This is a genomic window from Thermococcus chitonophagus, assembly GCF_002214605.1.
GTDB classification, from domain to species: domain Archaea; phylum Methanobacteriota_B; class Thermococci; order Thermococcales; family Thermococcaceae; genus Pyrococcus; species Pyrococcus chitonophagus.
Map to the genome: position 1 here is coordinate 479,772 of NZ_CP015193.1, position 14,860 is coordinate 494,631.

16 protein-coding genes are annotated in these 14,860 nt (G+C 38.0%); 11 read left to right on the top strand and 5 right to left on the bottom strand.

The window, feature by feature from the left end:
* Positions 1–42: 42 nt before the first annotated feature.
* Both A3L04_RS02630 and galU read left to right on the top strand, forming a co-directional pair.
* Positions 43–1,326: a UDP-glucose dehydrogenase family protein gene (locus tag A3L04_RS02630; RefSeq protein ID WP_068576458.1), complete on the top strand. Its 1,284-nt coding sequence runs from the start codon at positions 43–45 to the stop codon at positions 1,324–1,326.
* Positions 1,323–2,168, top strand: a complete 846-nt coding sequence (galU, locus tag A3L04_RS02635; protein WP_068576460.1) for a UTP--glucose-1-phosphate uridylyltransferase GalU — start codon at positions 1,323–1,325, stop codon at positions 2,166–2,168. Before A3L04_RS02630 ends, galU begins: the two co-directional genes overlap by 4 nt.
* A 129-nt stretch (positions 2,169–2,297) precedes the next feature.
* On the opposite strand, the gene A3L04_RS02640 is transcribed toward galU, so the two are convergent.
* On the bottom strand, positions 2,298–3,344 hold the full coding sequence (locus A3L04_RS02640; protein ID WP_068576463.1) for a glycosyltransferase: 1,047 nt from the start codon (positions 3,342–3,344) through the stop codon (positions 2,298–2,300).
* Positions 3,345–3,527: 183 nt separating this feature from the next.
* On the opposite strand from A3L04_RS02640, the gene A3L04_RS02645 reads away from it, so the two are divergent.
* The gene (locus A3L04_RS02645; RefSeq protein WP_068576465.1) at positions 3,528–4,625 is read left to right on the top strand and encodes a glycosyltransferase family 4 protein; all 1,098 of its coding nucleotides are present in this window, start codon (positions 3,528–3,530) and stop codon (positions 4,623–4,625) included.
* Here the strand turns inward: A3L04_RS02645 and A3L04_RS02650 are convergent.
* A complete protein-coding gene (locus A3L04_RS02650) occupies positions 4,615–5,856 on the bottom strand; it encodes a glycosyltransferase family 4 protein (RefSeq protein WP_068576467.1) in 1,242 nt (413 codons plus the stop codon). The genes A3L04_RS02645 and A3L04_RS02650 overlap by 11 nt on opposite strands.
* Before the next feature lie 77 nt (positions 5,857–5,933).
* Between A3L04_RS02650 and A3L04_RS02655 the strand changes: the two genes are divergently transcribed.
* Positions 5,934–6,620 (top strand): ATP-binding protein, encoded by a 687-nt coding sequence (locus A3L04_RS02655; protein ID WP_157092395.1) that lies wholly within the window; start codon positions 5,934–5,936, stop codon positions 6,618–6,620.
* A 144-nt stretch (positions 6,621–6,764) separates the two neighbouring features.
* On the opposite strand, the gene A3L04_RS11385 is transcribed toward A3L04_RS02655, so the two are convergent.
* The 3 genes from A3L04_RS11385 to A3L04_RS02670 are packed head-to-tail and all read right to left on the bottom strand — an operon-like array spanning position 6,765 to position 7,355.
* Entirely contained in the window at positions 6,765–6,968 is a 204-nt protein-coding gene (locus A3L04_RS11385; RefSeq protein ID WP_068576471.1) for a PIN domain-containing protein, read from the bottom strand.
* Positions 6,969–6,972: 4 nt separating this feature from the next.
* A complete protein-coding gene (locus A3L04_RS11390) occupies positions 6,973–7,176 on the bottom strand; it encodes a PIN domain-containing protein (RefSeq protein ID WP_068576473.1) in 204 nt (67 codons plus the stop codon).
* Complete coding sequence (locus tag A3L04_RS02670; RefSeq protein WP_068576475.1) at positions 7,173–7,355, bottom strand: antitoxin family protein; 183 nt, start codon at positions 7,353–7,355, stop codon at positions 7,173–7,175. Before A3L04_RS02670 ends, A3L04_RS11390 begins: the two co-directional genes overlap by 4 nt.
* Before the next feature lie 253 nt (positions 7,356–7,608).
* Here A3L04_RS02670 and A3L04_RS02675 point away from each other — a divergent pair, with 253 nt between their 5' ends.
* From A3L04_RS02675 to A3L04_RS11120, 7 genes are read left to right on the top strand one after another with little or no spacing between them, the layout of a single operon-like run.
* Positions 7,609–8,892 carry an oligosaccharide flippase family protein gene (locus A3L04_RS02675; protein ID WP_068576478.1) on the top strand — a complete coding sequence of 428 codons (1,284 nt, stop codon included), beginning with the start codon at positions 7,609–7,611 and terminating at the stop codon, positions 8,890–8,892.
* A complete protein-coding gene (locus A3L04_RS02680) occupies positions 8,861–9,583 on the top strand; it encodes a glycosyltransferase (protein ID WP_068576480.1) in 723 nt (240 codons plus the stop codon). Before A3L04_RS02675 ends, A3L04_RS02680 begins: the two co-directional genes overlap by 32 nt.
* Positions 9,580–10,650: a glycosyltransferase family 4 protein gene (locus A3L04_RS02685; protein ID WP_068576482.1), complete on the top strand. Its 1,071-nt coding sequence runs from the start codon at positions 9,580–9,582 to the stop codon at positions 10,648–10,650. The genes A3L04_RS02680 and A3L04_RS02685 overlap by 4 nt, the downstream gene beginning before the upstream one ends.
* Positions 10,651–11,016 (top strand): hypothetical protein, encoded by a 366-nt coding sequence (locus tag A3L04_RS02690; RefSeq protein ID WP_068576484.1) that lies wholly within the window; start codon positions 10,651–10,653, stop codon positions 11,014–11,016.
* Between the two features lies 1 nt (position 11,017).
* A complete protein-coding gene (locus A3L04_RS02695; protein ID WP_068576486.1) occupies positions 11,018–11,944 on the top strand; it encodes a glycosyltransferase family 2 protein in 927 nt (308 codons plus the stop codon).
* Positions 11,938–13,134, top strand: a complete 1,197-nt coding sequence (locus tag A3L04_RS02700) for a glycosyltransferase family 4 protein (protein WP_068576488.1) — start codon at positions 11,938–11,940, stop codon at positions 13,132–13,134. Before A3L04_RS02695 ends, A3L04_RS02700 begins: the two co-directional genes overlap by 7 nt.
* A gap of 15 nt (positions 13,135–13,149) precedes the next feature.
* Positions 13,150–14,859, top strand: a complete 1,710-nt coding sequence (locus A3L04_RS11120) for a nucleotidyltransferase family protein (RefSeq protein ID WP_068576490.1) — start codon at positions 13,150–13,152, stop codon at positions 14,857–14,859.
* Position 14,860 lies beyond the last annotated feature (1 nt).

Genomic DNA, 14,860 nt, shown 5'->3' on the forward strand with positions numbered 1-14,860 from the left:
GATTTTTAAAGTGATGCGTGGGGAAATATAATGGGTGGTTTGATGAGGATCTCCATCATAGGTTCTGGGTACGTTGGCCTCGTTACGGGAATTGGGTTTGCAAAGCTGGGGAATGATGTTGTTTTTGTTGACATTGACGAGGAGAAAGTTAGAAAGATCAACGAAGGAGTACCTCCTATATATGAGGAGGGTCTTGAAGAGCTCATGAGAGAGCTTAGGGGTAAATACAGGGCAACGACGAGTTATGAAGATGCTATCTTGAATTCCGATGTAACGTTTATCTGTGTAGGGACTCCCTCTAGGGAAGATGGTTCTATTGACCTTAAGTATATAAGATCCGCTGCTGAGGGGATAGGTAGGGCCTTGAATAAGAAGGACTCTTATCATCTTGTGGTTGTTAAAAGTACCGTTGTTCCTGGGACTACTGAGGAGGTAGTTCTGCCTATACTGGAGGAATACTCGGGAAAGAAAGCTCCTGAAGATTTTGGCATAGCGATGAATCCTGAGTTCTTGAGGGAGGGCTCTGCATTAAGGGACTTCTTCAATCCGGACAGGATAGTTATAGGCGCAAATGATGATAAAGCTAAAAAAATCCTTGAAGAGCTTTATTCGCCTCTTGATGCTCCTAAGCTGTTTGTGGACATAAAAACGGCGGAGATGATCAAATACGCCTCAAATGCATTCCTTGCCACTAAGATAAGCTTCGCCAACGAGATTGGAAATATCTGCAAGAGGCTTGGCATAGACTCTTGGAAGGTTTTTGAAGGTGTGGGCCTAGATCACAGGATAAGCCCTCACTTTTTCAGGAGTGGGATTGGATTTGGAGGGTCATGCTTCCCTAAGGATGTTAAGGCTATCGTTAGGAAGGCGGAAGAGCTTGGTGAAGATCCAATTCTGTTGAAGGCGGTTCTTGAGGTTAATAAGAGGCAGCCGTTGAAGCTCATAGAGCTCCTTAAGAAGCATGTTCCCGAGCTTAAAGGAAAAACTGTGGGTGTTCTTGGCCTTGCATTCAAGCCAAATACGGATGACGTTAGGGAGACTAGGGCTTACGTTGTTGTGAAGAGGCTTCTTGAGGAAGGGGCTAATGTTGTAGCTTACGATCCAAAGGCCATGGAGAACTTCAGGAGGATGTATCCAGACGTGGGGGAGAGAATAGCTTATGCCGAGACCGCTCAGGAGGTTCTTAATTCTACCGATGTCATTCTAATCCTGACGGAGTGGCCTGAATTCGAGGAATTGGATTACTCAGGTAAAATAGTTATCGACGGCAGGCGCGTGAAGAATGCGGAGAAAACCGCCGAGGTTTACGAGGGGGTGTGCTGGTGAAGATCAGGAAGGCGGTAATCCCTGCAGCAGGCCTAGGAACGAGGATGTTACCAATAACTAAATCAATGCCTAAGGAAATGCTCCCAATATTGAATAAGCCTGTTATTCACTATGTAGTGGAGGAAGCCATAAAAGCTGGAATTGATGATATCTTAATTATTACTGGAAAGGGTAAGAGGGCGATAGAGGATTACTTTGACAGAAGCTTTGAGCTGGAATTTTATTTGAAAGAGAGGAGAAAGGATGAGGAACTGAAAATAGTTGAGGAGATTGGAGAAATGGTCGACATATATTATGTAAGACAGAAGAAGCCCTTGGGCCTTGGAGATGCTATAAGATATGCGGAGAAGCATGTAAACGGAGAACCTTTTGCAGTTCTCCTTGGGGATGATATAATAATAAGCGAAGAACCAGCAATAAAACAGCTAATGGATACTTACTTGAGATTCAGGTGTACTATATTAGGTGTTGAGAAAGTTGCTTGGGAAGAAGTTGAAAAGTACGGTATAATCTCTGGGAATAAAATAGAACACGGCTTTTATGAGGTAAATGAACTTATAGAAAAGCCTAACCGTGCTGAAGCTCCAAGTAACATCGCAATAGTGGGAAGGTACATACTAGAGCCGGAGATATTTGATTTTATAAGAAGAACGCCACCTGGAAAAGGTGGAGAAATACAGCTGACTGACGCACTTAGGATAATGCTACATTCTGGAGCTAAGATAATTGCTAGGGAAATCATAGGTAAAAGATATGATATTGGAACATTAGAAGGGTGGCTAAAGGCCAACATTGAATTAGCTCGTGGGATAATTAAATTTACGAAACATCATCATACTTAGAACTTCTTATGAACTGAGTGAACGGGAAGTGGAGCTTTTTCTTTGGGATGTTATTATTAAATCGTAGAGGAGCAAAGGTTAAGATGCCTTTTATGTTGATGGGTCTTTTGGCAGAAAATAAGAATTATTCTAAGGACTTTCCAAGATTCTTTCATAGGCTTTTATTGTCATTTTAGCTATTTTTTCCCAGTTAAATTGTGAAAGGGGGGCATTTGATTGTCTGTTGGTATTAATTGCCCAATCAATAGCCTGTTCTAGAATGTGTGGGGTAAGTTCCGGTTCATAAATCATTACCCATTTTTTCCCAACTTCCATTTGAAGTTCCCACATTGCACCTCGATTTGGTACTAATACAGGCCTGTTAAAGGATAAAGCTAATAATGCTGTTCCTGAATGATAGATCTCGGAGTATGGGAGAACAATTAAATCTGCAGAGTTAAGGAATATTTGAACTTCCTCTTTTGGGATGAAACGTAGATATGTCCTAATTCTATCAGAACACTTCATAGTACTAATCCTTATCTGCCTTTTAATTTTTTGATTACTGGGTTTGCCTGCAATAACTAAGTATATATTTTTGTCTGGAATCTCACAGAACACTCTTATTAAGTGAGGGACATTCTTATATTTCCTAATCTGACCAATAAACGTTATGACAATGGAATCTAGTGGCAAGTCTAATAATTCTCTAGCCTTTTCTTTTGAAACGTAGTTTGGGTATATTCCCCTATAATGTCCATGAGGTATTACAAATCCCGGAACATCTCTTAGGTGGGGATAGCGTTTTAATAATTCTAATTTACCTGTCTTACTTAGGGTTATGTATCCATTAATTTGTCTAGTGAAAACTTTCCAGAACTTTTCTTCAATTTTCGGATGGTATCTTTCGTGGGTAGTAATATTATGGGCTGTCCACACTACTTTGACCCCTTTCATTCTTAAAAATTGAATCATGCCCATAAGGCTGGTAGTAAGAACACTTGATTTGATTAAAGACTTCCTATTTAAATACCCTTCCGGCCAATGAATGTGCCAGATATCCCATTTCTCCTTAAGTACTTTCGATATCGAAAAATCCTCTACTTCCACTCCCAATTCTGAAATATGCATATATAGGAGATAATTATAAGGGTTCACTGATTTATTTCTATACGCCGGTGAAGCAATTATTCTCATTTTAATCCCACCAGGACTATTGTTCCCTGGAGGGTCTATTTTATAATTTTTTAAAAGAGTCTCGGAGTAGGAGGCTAGTCTGGGAAGTAAGTTCCTTAGACGTTACACTTTTTAGATAATAGTTGTGGAGCTCTCCTAAGATGGACTTATCTTACCCAAAAAGTAGTGAAAGGGGTGTCTTTAATGAAGCTAACAGTGATACATAATGAGATTGCTCCCTATAGGATTCCTGTATTTGAAGAATTGGGGAAGAAATATCAAGTAACCGTAATCTTCGGAAAAAAGAAGAGTTCAAAAAGACTTTGGGAGATTAGCTCTGGGAAAAACTTTGAATATCTAATTCTGCGGGGAATAAGAGTTGGTGATTATGTGATAAACATACCTACGTACAAACTGTTCAAGCGAATCAAGGATAGTGATGTTATAATAATAGCGGATAACGTCGATATATATCCTCTTGTTATTCTTTCTACAGTATTTGCATGGATAGCAAAAAAGCCTATCTTAATGTGGGTTGGTCACTTAGATACCGGCTACATATCTAAAACTAGGAAACTAAAGATAATTGACGAGATAATAAAAAGGGTACTATATTCCCTTGTAGATAGCTTCGTAGTCTATAGTTCAAAAAGTAGAAAGTTTCTTCTGAGAAGGGGGGTTCCTTCTAGTAAAATTTCAACAGGGACAACTCAGGTTTATCCGAAAATGTTGTTGATGGAGCCTATACCCTCTCGAAAGAGGGATGAGTTCACAGTAACTTCAATAAGTTACTTTGAAGAAAGAAAAGGTCTTAAATATTTAATTCAGGCGCTGTGTGGTATTCCTTGGATCAGAGTGATAATAGCTGGTTCAGGAGAGTATGAGAGGATATTAAAAAGAGAAGCGGGAGGTTGTAATAATATAGAGTTTCCTGGATACGTTACCGGCAAAGAAAAGGCAGAGTTATATAGTATCTCTGATATCTTTGTTTTCCCAACTCTGCATGATCCCTGGGGGTTTGTGGTAAATGAAGCTTTTTATTACGGTGTCCCCGTGATTACAACGACAGAAGCTGGGGCTAGCGATATCGTGTTTAATGGAAAAAATGGGTTTATAGTATCTCCGGGAGACACTAAAAAAATTAGGGAACTTATCTTTCTACTGTTTGAAAATAGGAAACTCTTGAAAAAATTAAGTTTCAGAGCCAAAAAAATAGGAATTAAAATGACAGACGTGTCTTTAGGTATTTTGACAATAGAAAGAGGTATAAGAAAGGCAAAGCTCATGAAAGTTAATTCATGATCTTCTTATAAACTCTTAAAATTTCACTTGCATGATATGGTATATCCCTTGGGGGCATCTGGGCCTCACCCATTTTTCTTATTAATTCTGGATCTTTTATAATCAATTTCATCTTATCCGCTAGATCCTTAGGGTCTCCTGGTTTGAACAGAAATCCATTCACACCATTGATAACGAATTCTGGGATTGCACCTAGATCTGATGCTATAACTGGTACCCTTGATAAAGCTGCCTCTGCTAATACGAGAGGACAATTCTCGTAGGACAATGATGGAAATAATAGTACATCTATCTCCGAATAGGGCTCCTTTGGGTCGGTAAACTTTCCCATAATTTTTACCCTAGGATCATTTCCAAGTTTTTTAATATAACTTTTATTAATTATCTTTCCATAAATCCTTAGCTCGATGTTAGCGTTCTTGAGGTATTTCAGAGCTGAAGTCGCAATATGGACACCTTTCTGTGGTGTAGGTACGCCAACAAATCCAAAAACTATTCTTCCGTCGTCATAATAACTTCTCTTCTTTTTAAATCCTACAAAGCGTGAGTAAGGATAGCCATTTGGAATGTAGTAAATCTTGATTGAAGGTACACCTATTGAAACCGCCATCTTTGCGAGGAACTTAGAGGGGGCAATTATTCCATCAATGATCCTTAGAGTCTCTTTAAGTACCTCAAAGCGGCGTGAAAATTCAGTAGGTGTATTCACGTAATCTAAGATACTCTTAAGGGCCGAGAATTTCATAGGTGCAAGGTTTAATACAGTACAGTTCCAACATTCGGCACATTTATGAGGATTTGGACCGGAACAGGGGATTTGTCTTTTAAACATGAGTAGGCTTGTCGGGCACATGAACCAATAGTCATGGAGTGTCATTATTGTGGGATATCCTTCCTCCTTTGAAATAATTGGCAGTCTCGCGGTTCTAAACCTCCATATATTATGGAAGTGCACTATGTCGGGATCAACTTCCTTTAGAGTTTCCCTAAAATTTTCTTCAATTTTAGGATTCTTGTAGGTGGTAGATATAAGGAGTCCTCGGATTGAAGAAGGTTCTTTTATCCCTAGAATTTTTATACCATCTGAACTTTTGCTGGGGGGATTTGTTGTGTAAATAAACACTTTGTGCTTCTCAGCTAGAGCTTCTGCTAGGCTCTCTACGTATATCTCAGCTCCCCCGATATTATTGGGAGGATAACCAGAGTTGACTAGGAGAATCTTTAAGCTCACTTCGAACACCACCTATCAAATATATGTTCCGAGTTTTAGTTCTTATAATCTCACATGTCAGAACCTTTACACTTCAATTGCCAATGCTTCTGGGAAGGAACGTATGCAAGACAACTCTCGTAAAAGTTCTTCTCAATGAAATAGACAATTCCGGCGTTTACATAGATGCAAGAAAGCTCTGGAATGCCCACGCGAATATGTCACTAAACGTTATAAAAATAGAATCCCTTGATGCAAGAAAAAGGTATGCGCTCGTTATGAGACTTTTTCGTTCGCTGAGGAGTGTGACAATTGCAGGTTCGGGCGTAGGGTTCAAAGACAAGAACATTGACCTTATAGACGTTCTTGATGACATCGAAAACAGTGGAGAAAGGAGAGTGATATTTTTGATGAGGCGCAATATCTCCGCGGATAAAGTATTGCGGTACCTCAAAGAAGGGTTTGCGGAAGTTGGAATGAGCGTGCCAGACGAGGAAATAGAAGATGCTGTCGAAGTACTTGATGGTATTGTTGGATGGCTCAGGGAGTATGGTTGGCTACGCTATCGCGGAAAAACACATAGTAGTGCAATAGATGAGATATTCCAAAAAGCAAGGGAGGACATAATAGATGAGCTCTCAAGATACTCATCAAGATATCTCAGGATAACAATGGCAATTTCAGAAGGTTACAATACATGGTCGGCAATAAAGGCTTATCTTGAAAGGATTGAAGGGAAAAGGATAGACAAGAAAACATTATATACTGCATATACTGCAATGTAAAAACTTAATCGAATATTGAGAAATGATGCGATGAGTACAATCTCATCGACCCAGTAATCGAGAGGGTGCTAAGGTATACAGGAAGAAAATAAAAACCCGAACTTAAGTGGAAGATTGTTCATTAATTAATAGCTTTTGGCTTTCTTATGGTATAACTTTAAGAAACTTAACTCGTTTAAAATCCTCGTCGAAGGTTGCTATATTCTTTATTCCATAGTGCCCGCAAGTTATTGCAATTAATGCATCATTGGGTAAGAGTTTGTACTTTTTCATTACTTCTCTCCATTCACCGACCTCTTGATAGTCGGGCAAGATTGTAATACCCCTATCTTCAAGTAACCCAAATATAACTTTAGATAAACTTTCTTAAATCAAAAGAGCTCTTTATCCTATATCTCTTTTCAGCGAGCTTCCTAATAACAACATAAACGAGCTCATCCAGAACAGTAAATGATGTAACAAGTTCATAAGGCATCTCAATGATCTTTTTTGCTCTTGGACTGAGTTCGGTTTCAAAGAGAAAATTGTAAAATATGTTCGTATCGACGAATATCACATCTGAACCTCCTCTTCTAATTCTTTTAATTCTTTTGCAGAAGCTTTTCCGAATACCCCATAATACTTGGATACATCTAATTCAATTTTTATTTTGACTTTTTGGCCATCTTTTAGATTCACTTTCTTTAAGGGCTTAAAGACGCCACCTTCATAGACAGCCTCAACAACGATTGGCATCCCTCCCACCACATATATCCTTATAAGCTCTCAATTTAAATTTCTCGATTACCATCTCAGCTTTCATTGTATATAAATACTGGGTTGCTTTTTTTCTTTTAGGAGTAATCATCTCGTGCCTTATTGTGGTCAATTAAAACCCTAGTATTGTTCAAGTTGTTAGTTAATCAAGCTTTAATTGAAACCTCACAAAGCACCTACACAAATCATTTTTAAACATAATCATTAAAAGGAGTAATTGGGAGGAGCGCGCATGCGCAGAGGGGCAGCGGCGTTCATCAACACACTCTTGCACCACGACGTCTACAAGGATGTTGCAATAATGACGGGAGCAGTCATGGTATCCAATGTTCTCAACTATTTCTACCAACTGTTTGCGGGAAGATTTTTAACTCCCTCCCAGTATGGGGAGCTGTTTAGCTTGCTTTCCTTGTTGTATATATTCTCGGTGTTTTCCCAGACAATCAACACTTCTGTAACAAAGTTCACGACTAGGTACTCAACCACGGGAGATTATGGAAAAGTTAAAGGTCTTATAATTGGATTTACTAAGCACGTCTTGATTTTAGGTATTGTTATTTATATATCCATACTGTTAGCTTCTCCATGGATACTCAATTTCCTGAAGATAGATAATAGTCTGTACCTTGTAGTGCTGTTTGCATCTCTCCCCCTGAGTTTTCTCCTTCCCGTTTATCAAGGAGTTTTGAGGGGCCTACAGAGGTTTATCTCTTTAGGCCTTAGCGTGGTTTCTTGGTCCTTCATTAAGTTTGTAGGGGGTATAGGGCTTATAATCTTTGGATACGGGGTTTTGGGCGGTATTTTTGGCATTTTACTGGCCAACGTTGGTGCCCTGATAATAACCTTAGCATTCCTTAAGGATATCCTGGGATGGAAAAGTGAGAAGGTTGATGTTCCAGAGATCTTAAGTTACGGCACATTCACTTTCTTGGTTCTTCTAGCCTATACAGTAATGTGGAACCTTGACGTGATAATGGCCAAGCACTACTTCTCCCCCACAGTTGCTGGAGAATATTCAGCCCTTTCAGTCCTCGGCAAAATTATCCTCTTTGCCCCAGGAGCTGTCGGCATGGTTATATTCCCTAAAGCGGCGGAGAGGTTCGAGAACGGGGGCGATCACTTCAAGATTTTGGTAAGGGGACTTGGAATAGTCCTGCTTATCTCCGGAGGGGCCGTTGTTGCTTATGCTCTATTTCCGTCTTTCATAATAAGGCTGATTTATGGAGCGAAGTACCTCTCGATCTCGGGCTACCTGTGGCTGTATGGTCTGGGGATGATGTTTCTGTCTATGGTCAACGTTTTGTTCAACTACCTGCTCTCCATAAGGAAATCGTGGCTTACTTTACTGGCTTTAATCCTCGGGGTTGCCGTGGAGATCGCTGGTATATCCTACACTAGAACATTCATTGGAATAATCCGAGCTGTAATCCTTGCAAGTGCAGTAGCCTTTGCGGTTTTAATCTTAGATGCATGGGGGCTGAGGCATGAAGGTGTCAGTGCTGATGCCAGCGTATAACGAGGAGAAGTTTCTTGAGATGGCAGTTAGGGAGACGATGAAGGAGATTAGTGGGTTAGACTATGAGATAGTCGTTATTAACGATGGCTCCACGGATAGAACCGGGGAAATTGCTAGGGAGCTCGCGAGGAGGTATAGGAGAGTTAAGGTCGTTGACTATTACAACAACCATGGGAAGGGCTTTGCGCTCAAGAAGGGCTTTGAAGAGAGTAGTGGAGATATAGTGGTGTTCTATGACGCTGATTTGGACATTCCTCCTTCCCAGATACCTAGGTTTATTAACGTTCTGCTAAGTGGATACGATGTGGTTATTGGATCTAAGTATGTTCCTGGGGCTAGGGTTAAGTATTCTGAGAGAAGGAGGTTCCTTAGCGTAGTATACAGGAACATGGTCAAGTTCTTGGTTGGTCTTAACGTTAGCGATAGTCAGGTTGGCTTGAAGGTGTTCAGGAGGGAGGTTCTAGAGGACGTGTTTCCCAGGGTTCTCGTTAAGAAGTACGCCTTTGACGTTGAGCTCTTGACCGTTGTAAGTATGTTGGGATACAGAATAAAGGAGATGCCCGTAAGGATAGAGCACAAAGAATTTGATTCGAATATCAACCTTGAATCTGTGTTTAATATGTTTGTTGATACTATTGCTATCTTTTACAGGAAGAACATCCTGCACTATTACAATGGGGGGAGAAGATGAGGATTCTATGGTTAAACTGGAAGGATATAAAGCATCCCGAGGCAGGAGGGGCTGAAGTCTACACTCACGAAATTGCAAAGCGGTTAGTGAAGAGGGGGTTTGAAATTACCCTTTTTACTTCACATTTTGAAGGAGCTAAGGAAAGGGAAGAAATGGACGGTATTGAGATCGTTAGGAAAGGAAAAATCGTTGGGGTGTTTGATACAGTCTATGCTCATGCTAAGAAGTTTTATAGGGATCATAGGAATGAGTTTGATCTCGTTATAGATGAGATAAATACAAGACCTTTCATGACACCCAAATATGTTGATAAGCCAGTAGTGGCACTGATCCACCAGTTGGCCGTTGAATTCTGGGATTACAAGACTAGGTTTCCTGTAAATGTTATTGGGAAGTACATATTGGAGCCATATTGGCTGAAGCATTATCGAAGTATAAAGACGATAACTGTTTCAGAATCCACAAAGAGAGATTTGATGAGATTGGAGTTTAGGGATGTTCATGTGGTTTATAATGGGCTTGGGAAAGAAGTCCTGGATAAAGTTCCCAAAAAGGAGAAGGAATTTACCGCAATATTTGTAGGTAGGTTAACCCCAACTAAAAAGCCCGAAGATGCCATAAAAGCTTTTTTAGAATTTGGAGAAGGGCGGCTATGGATAGTGGGGAGGGGAGAGTTAATGGAAAAACTTAAAAGGCAATATAACAGGGAAAATATTGAATTTAAGGGTTTTGTTACTGAAAGAGAGAAATTGGAGCTAATGAAGAGAGCTTATGTAATTTTAGTCCCAGGGATACGGGAAGGGTGGGGAAGGGTCGTGATAGAAGCTAATGCCATGGGAACCCCAGCGATAGGGTATAACGTTCCTGGGCTGAGGGACTCAATAAGACACGGTTACAATGGGTTGCTGTGTGAGCCTAATCCTAAGGCAATGGGTGAGGTTCTTGAAAGATTGTATAGTGATGGAAAGCTTGGGAGAAGGTTAAGTGGGAATGCCTTGGAATGGGCTAAGAGGTTCAATTGGGATGATAGCTCACGACAATTTGAAAAGATATTAGGGGGTACGTAGATGATAGAAACACTCGAAGCTATTGAAGTTATTGAAGGGATTATTCACGTTCTCCAGCAAGCAGAAATGCCCTCTGGCATACGTATTGAGAACTCTAAACATATTACAGTGAGAGATAATGTGTTGATAAACTGTGGTATTGATGTTAAGAATTCAGAAGAAATCGATGTCTTTGCCAACATGATAGATGATGAAACACGAAGGGAGATTATAAGATTGCTTTATGAGCTCATGGCTTTAGTGAAATATAATCCGCAAGATAAAACTGAAATACGAGGGACATTAGACAAACTTAAGCAAATTGCTGAGCCTATTTATTATCTACTTGTATCCATTAATGAGCTAAAGAGTATTGTGGGGCTGTAATATGAACACGCAACCTTTGGTTTCAGTAATTGTTCCCACTTATAAACGAAAAGATAAACTGAGAAGATTACTTGAATCTCTGCTTGAAAGTGACTATCCCAAGGATAAACTGGAAATAATTGTTGTAGTTGATGCTGATGGGGAGGATTATGGAGATCTAATAAAAGAGTTTCCTAGAGTTAGGTTCATCTTTAATAAGGAGGAAAAATTCGTTGCCGAAAGTAGGAATGTCGGTATTAGAAATTCACATGGCGATTATATCTTTGTAATTGATGATGACAATATTGTTGACAGAAGATGTATATCAGAGCTTGTAAAATTTATGGAGAATAATCCAAGAGTTGGTATAGCTGGCCCAATTATGTATTATTATAAAGACCCTCATCGGATATGGTGTGCTGGTATAAAACGAAATTACTACACATCATTAACTAGATTTATCGGAAGAGGTGAAATTGATATGGGACAGTTCTCTGAACCCTTACTCTCAGAGGACTTTCCAAATGCATTTATGATAAGGAGAGAAGTCATTGATAAAATTGGATATTTTGACAGCAAAAATTTCCCAATACATTATGAAGAGGCAGATTTTTGCAGGAGGGCATCGATTGCGGGATATGAAATTTACACTGTACCGACTGCAAAAGTTTGGCATGATGTACCTTTGCCTGAAGAGATAAAGGAGAAGGCTAGATTTTTCCACGTACATAATGAAATTAGAGCGTATTATGCAGGTCGTAATAGGGTTATTTTCCATAAAAAATATTCAAAAAGACATCAACTCTTAGTATTTATTTTAATTTTTAATTGGATAATTACCGCATATTACTTGATGGTTATTTTGTTTGGATATAATAAACGATTTAAGACTAAGTTGAGATTGGCGTATTATTATTTACGTGGTATAGTGGAGGGATTAAAATGGTAAAGAATAAACTCTGTATAGTTTCGAAATATTCCCCCGAGAGAGAAGGAGGTGTAGAAGAAGTAGTTAGGCAGCATGTTGGAATGCTGTCTAAATTAGAGTGGGAGAGTATAACGGTCTTTTATATGACCTATAACAAAAATGAAAAACCCAATGAAACGGACAAAAATGGAACTAAAATTATCTATAGGCCAATCTGGGTACCCCCTCTAAAACTGCTTGACATAATAGTATACAATTTTCTAGTTGGATTTTCTGCTTATTTTGGAAAGTATGATGTAGTACACTCTCATGCTGAATGTGGTTTTGGTTACTCTTTATTTGTATTGCTCTTGGGAAAGAAGGCCAAGTGGATTCATACATATCATGGTGTTTGGTTTAGGGTCATTAGTATTCATTTGGCCTTTAAGAGTTCGTTAGTTTATAGATTAATATTAAAGTTAGCTAATTTTATACTATCTCTATATGAGAGTGTTCCTGGCCACTTAAGTGATCTCGTGACTGTTGTTTCACCTAATGTTAAAAAAGACATTATAGAATATTACAACATAAGAAACAATATAGTAGTTTTGCCAAATAGTTTTGACAAAAAATTTCTTGAAATTGGGAGAGTTAAAAGCAAGGAGAAATCCCGTAAAATGCTTAAATTAGAAAATTCATCTTATTACATCTTATATATAGGAAGGGACATATATACAAAAGGGTTAGACATAGCATTGGAAATTTTGAGTACTCTCTCGGAGATAACGCTTCCTAAGAAAGTAAAGCTGTTAGCTCTAGCAAATGGGAGTAACATTCAAATACCCCCCAGATTGATAGAAAATATTGTTATAATGGAATATGTTCCTAAAAATCTAATGGTACATATATATTCATCATGTGATGTCTTTATATTCCCTTCAAGGTATGATAGCTTTGGAATAGTAGCTCTCGAGGCCATTGCTACTGGACTCCCAGTTATAGTCTCCAATAGAGTTGGATTTATAGACTTTATTGGGACTACGAAAATACCAGTAGTTACAGTTGAAGATATTACCACTTGGATAAAGTATGTTAATGCATTTCTGACAAATAAGAAAATAGTAAAAAAATTTGTAGTTCATGGTGAGAAAGATGTTTTAAAAAAGTTTTCGAACAATGTTATTGGAGAAAAGTTGAGAAAAATATACATACTGCTACATTCTCAGAACTAATCTGAGGGGATTAGAATGATAATTGTTATCGATGGTCCAGATGGTAGTGGGAAGACAACAATTTCAAGACAACTTCAGAAGGAGTTGAAATATGCAGGAATCAATGTAGGATATATGAAATTTGAGCTTAATATTGAAAATCTTTTAATTAGTGGTTTTATGTACAAGCTATTTAAGAAGTTTTTCAAAACTTACAAGGAGGTGCACAAGAAGGAATATGGAAATGTGCTCCTTGGGAAGAAAGAGGCCTCGGTAGGATATTATGTTTTAAGTAACTTTATAATAGTTGACAAGGCCCTTACATCTATTTTTATAAAATTAAAAAATAAGAGGAAAACACTTATAGTCGATGCATATTTATATGATAATTTAGTTCCATTCTATTGTAGGGGGTTAGTATCGAAGAGAATTTATGAAACTATAATATCTCTCGGAAATATAATCAGGGGGGATATAGAGATAATTTTGGATGGGCCTTCAAAAAAATTATTTGAAAGAAGAAAAGGTATTGACTATGATTCTATTGAATTCGTTGAATGTAATAGGAGACACTTTAAAGATATTGCCCAAAGACTTAATTCTCCAATAATATATGTCGATTCGCCGATTAATATGACTATAAAGAAAGTTCATAACGTGATATTAAAACAGTTGCCCGAATATAATCAGGAAGAGCATTTACTTCATATCCTCAGTGATCCATTTTTAGATATAGACGGAAGAAAAGATGAATTATTGAGTTTATTTGACTTTCAAAAGATCGATTGGGATAAAGTCATAAGTATTGCTGAAAAGCAAAAAATTCTATTACCTCTACTTCGGAATGTGATGTCGCTTCCTGTAGATGAAAAAATTAAATATAAGCTAGAGAGTGATTTAAATAAGGTTTTAAAATTAAGACATAAACGACTTGAATTAATAAAAGAAGTTGTAGATGTCTTTAATGAGAATAATATTAATTATGCTATTTTCAAATCGTTGCCTCCCTTCTTCTCGGAACTAGATTCAGATCTTGACATTCTAATAGATCCAGATGATATACCGAGGGCAATAGATGCTCTTAAGAGGGAATCGTGGGTACCTACAGTGGTTGCTATTAAAAATAATAAGAGGATAATAGACCCAATTATACTTTTATATCCTAGTGTGGGATTGTATAAACATGGGTTTGAAATTGATTTTCATGACTTCGTACCATGGGGTAATTTTAGAATACTACGCAACGAAATTAAGGATATTTTAGAATATAAGAAAAAAGAGATAATGTCTGGTATCGAGATGTATGTCCTTCCAAAGGAATATGAGCTTGTTTTTGTTATAGCCCATGCAATCTGTAAACATAGAAGAATAAATTTGTGGGATATTCATACACTGAGGGGCCTTTTTAAGAAGAAATTAAACATTAAAAAAGTCAATTACATTCTTGAAAAATATAACATTAAGAATTTAATTAATCTTTTCCTGTATGTATACAGGATAAAAAACATTTTCTATTGGAATGATGTTATTCCGAAAGCTTTCGATGAGTTAGAATCCTTATATACAAACTATAGCAGACAAGACTGGAGAAAAGTTGTTGTTAAATCAGAACTTAGTTTATCTACCTTTAAGCGCTTGTTGTCCTTGGTAGGGCTTGAGGATATTTATAATTTCTACAGGGAATTTACTCCAATGGTAAGAAAACCAAAACTACTTTATGCTACATATAAAAATAAGTGGAGGTAAA

Coding starts and splice junctions, on each gene's coding strand:
- A3L04_RS02630 (WP_068576458.1), top strand. CDS start 43: ATGAGGATCTCCATCATAGGTTCTGGGTACGTTGGCCTCGTTACGGGA.
- A3L04_RS02640 (WP_068576463.1), bottom strand. CDS start 3,344: ATGAGAATAATTGCTTCACCGGCGTATAGAAATAAATCAGTGAACCCT.
- A3L04_RS02645 (WP_068576465.1), top strand. CDS start 3,528: ATGAAGCTAACAGTGATACATAATGAGATTGCTCCCTATAGGATTCCT.
- A3L04_RS02670 (WP_068576475.1), bottom strand. CDS start 7,355: ATGCCAATCGTTGTTGAGGCTGTCTATGAAGGTGGCGTCTTTAAGCCC.
- A3L04_RS02675 (WP_068576478.1), top strand. CDS start 7,609: ATGCGCAGAGGGGCAGCGGCGTTCATCAACACACTCTTGCACCACGAC.
- A3L04_RS02680 (WP_068576480.1), top strand. CDS start 8,861: ATGAAGGTGTCAGTGCTGATGCCAGCGTATAACGAGGAGAAGTTTCTT.
- A3L04_RS02685 (WP_068576482.1), top strand. CDS start 9,580: ATGAGGATTCTATGGTTAAACTGGAAGGATATAAAGCATCCCGAGGCA.
- A3L04_RS02690 (WP_068576484.1), top strand. CDS start 10,651: ATGATAGAAACACTCGAAGCTATTGAAGTTATTGAAGGGATTATTCAC.
- A3L04_RS02695 (WP_068576486.1), top strand. CDS start 11,018: ATGAACACGCAACCTTTGGTTTCAGTAATTGTTCCCACTTATAAACGA.
- A3L04_RS02700 (WP_068576488.1), top strand. CDS start 11,938: ATGGTAAAGAATAAACTCTGTATAGTTTCGAAATATTCCCCCGAGAGA.
- A3L04_RS11120 (WP_068576490.1), top strand. CDS start 13,150: ATGATAATTGTTATCGATGGTCCAGATGGTAGTGGGAAGACAACAATT.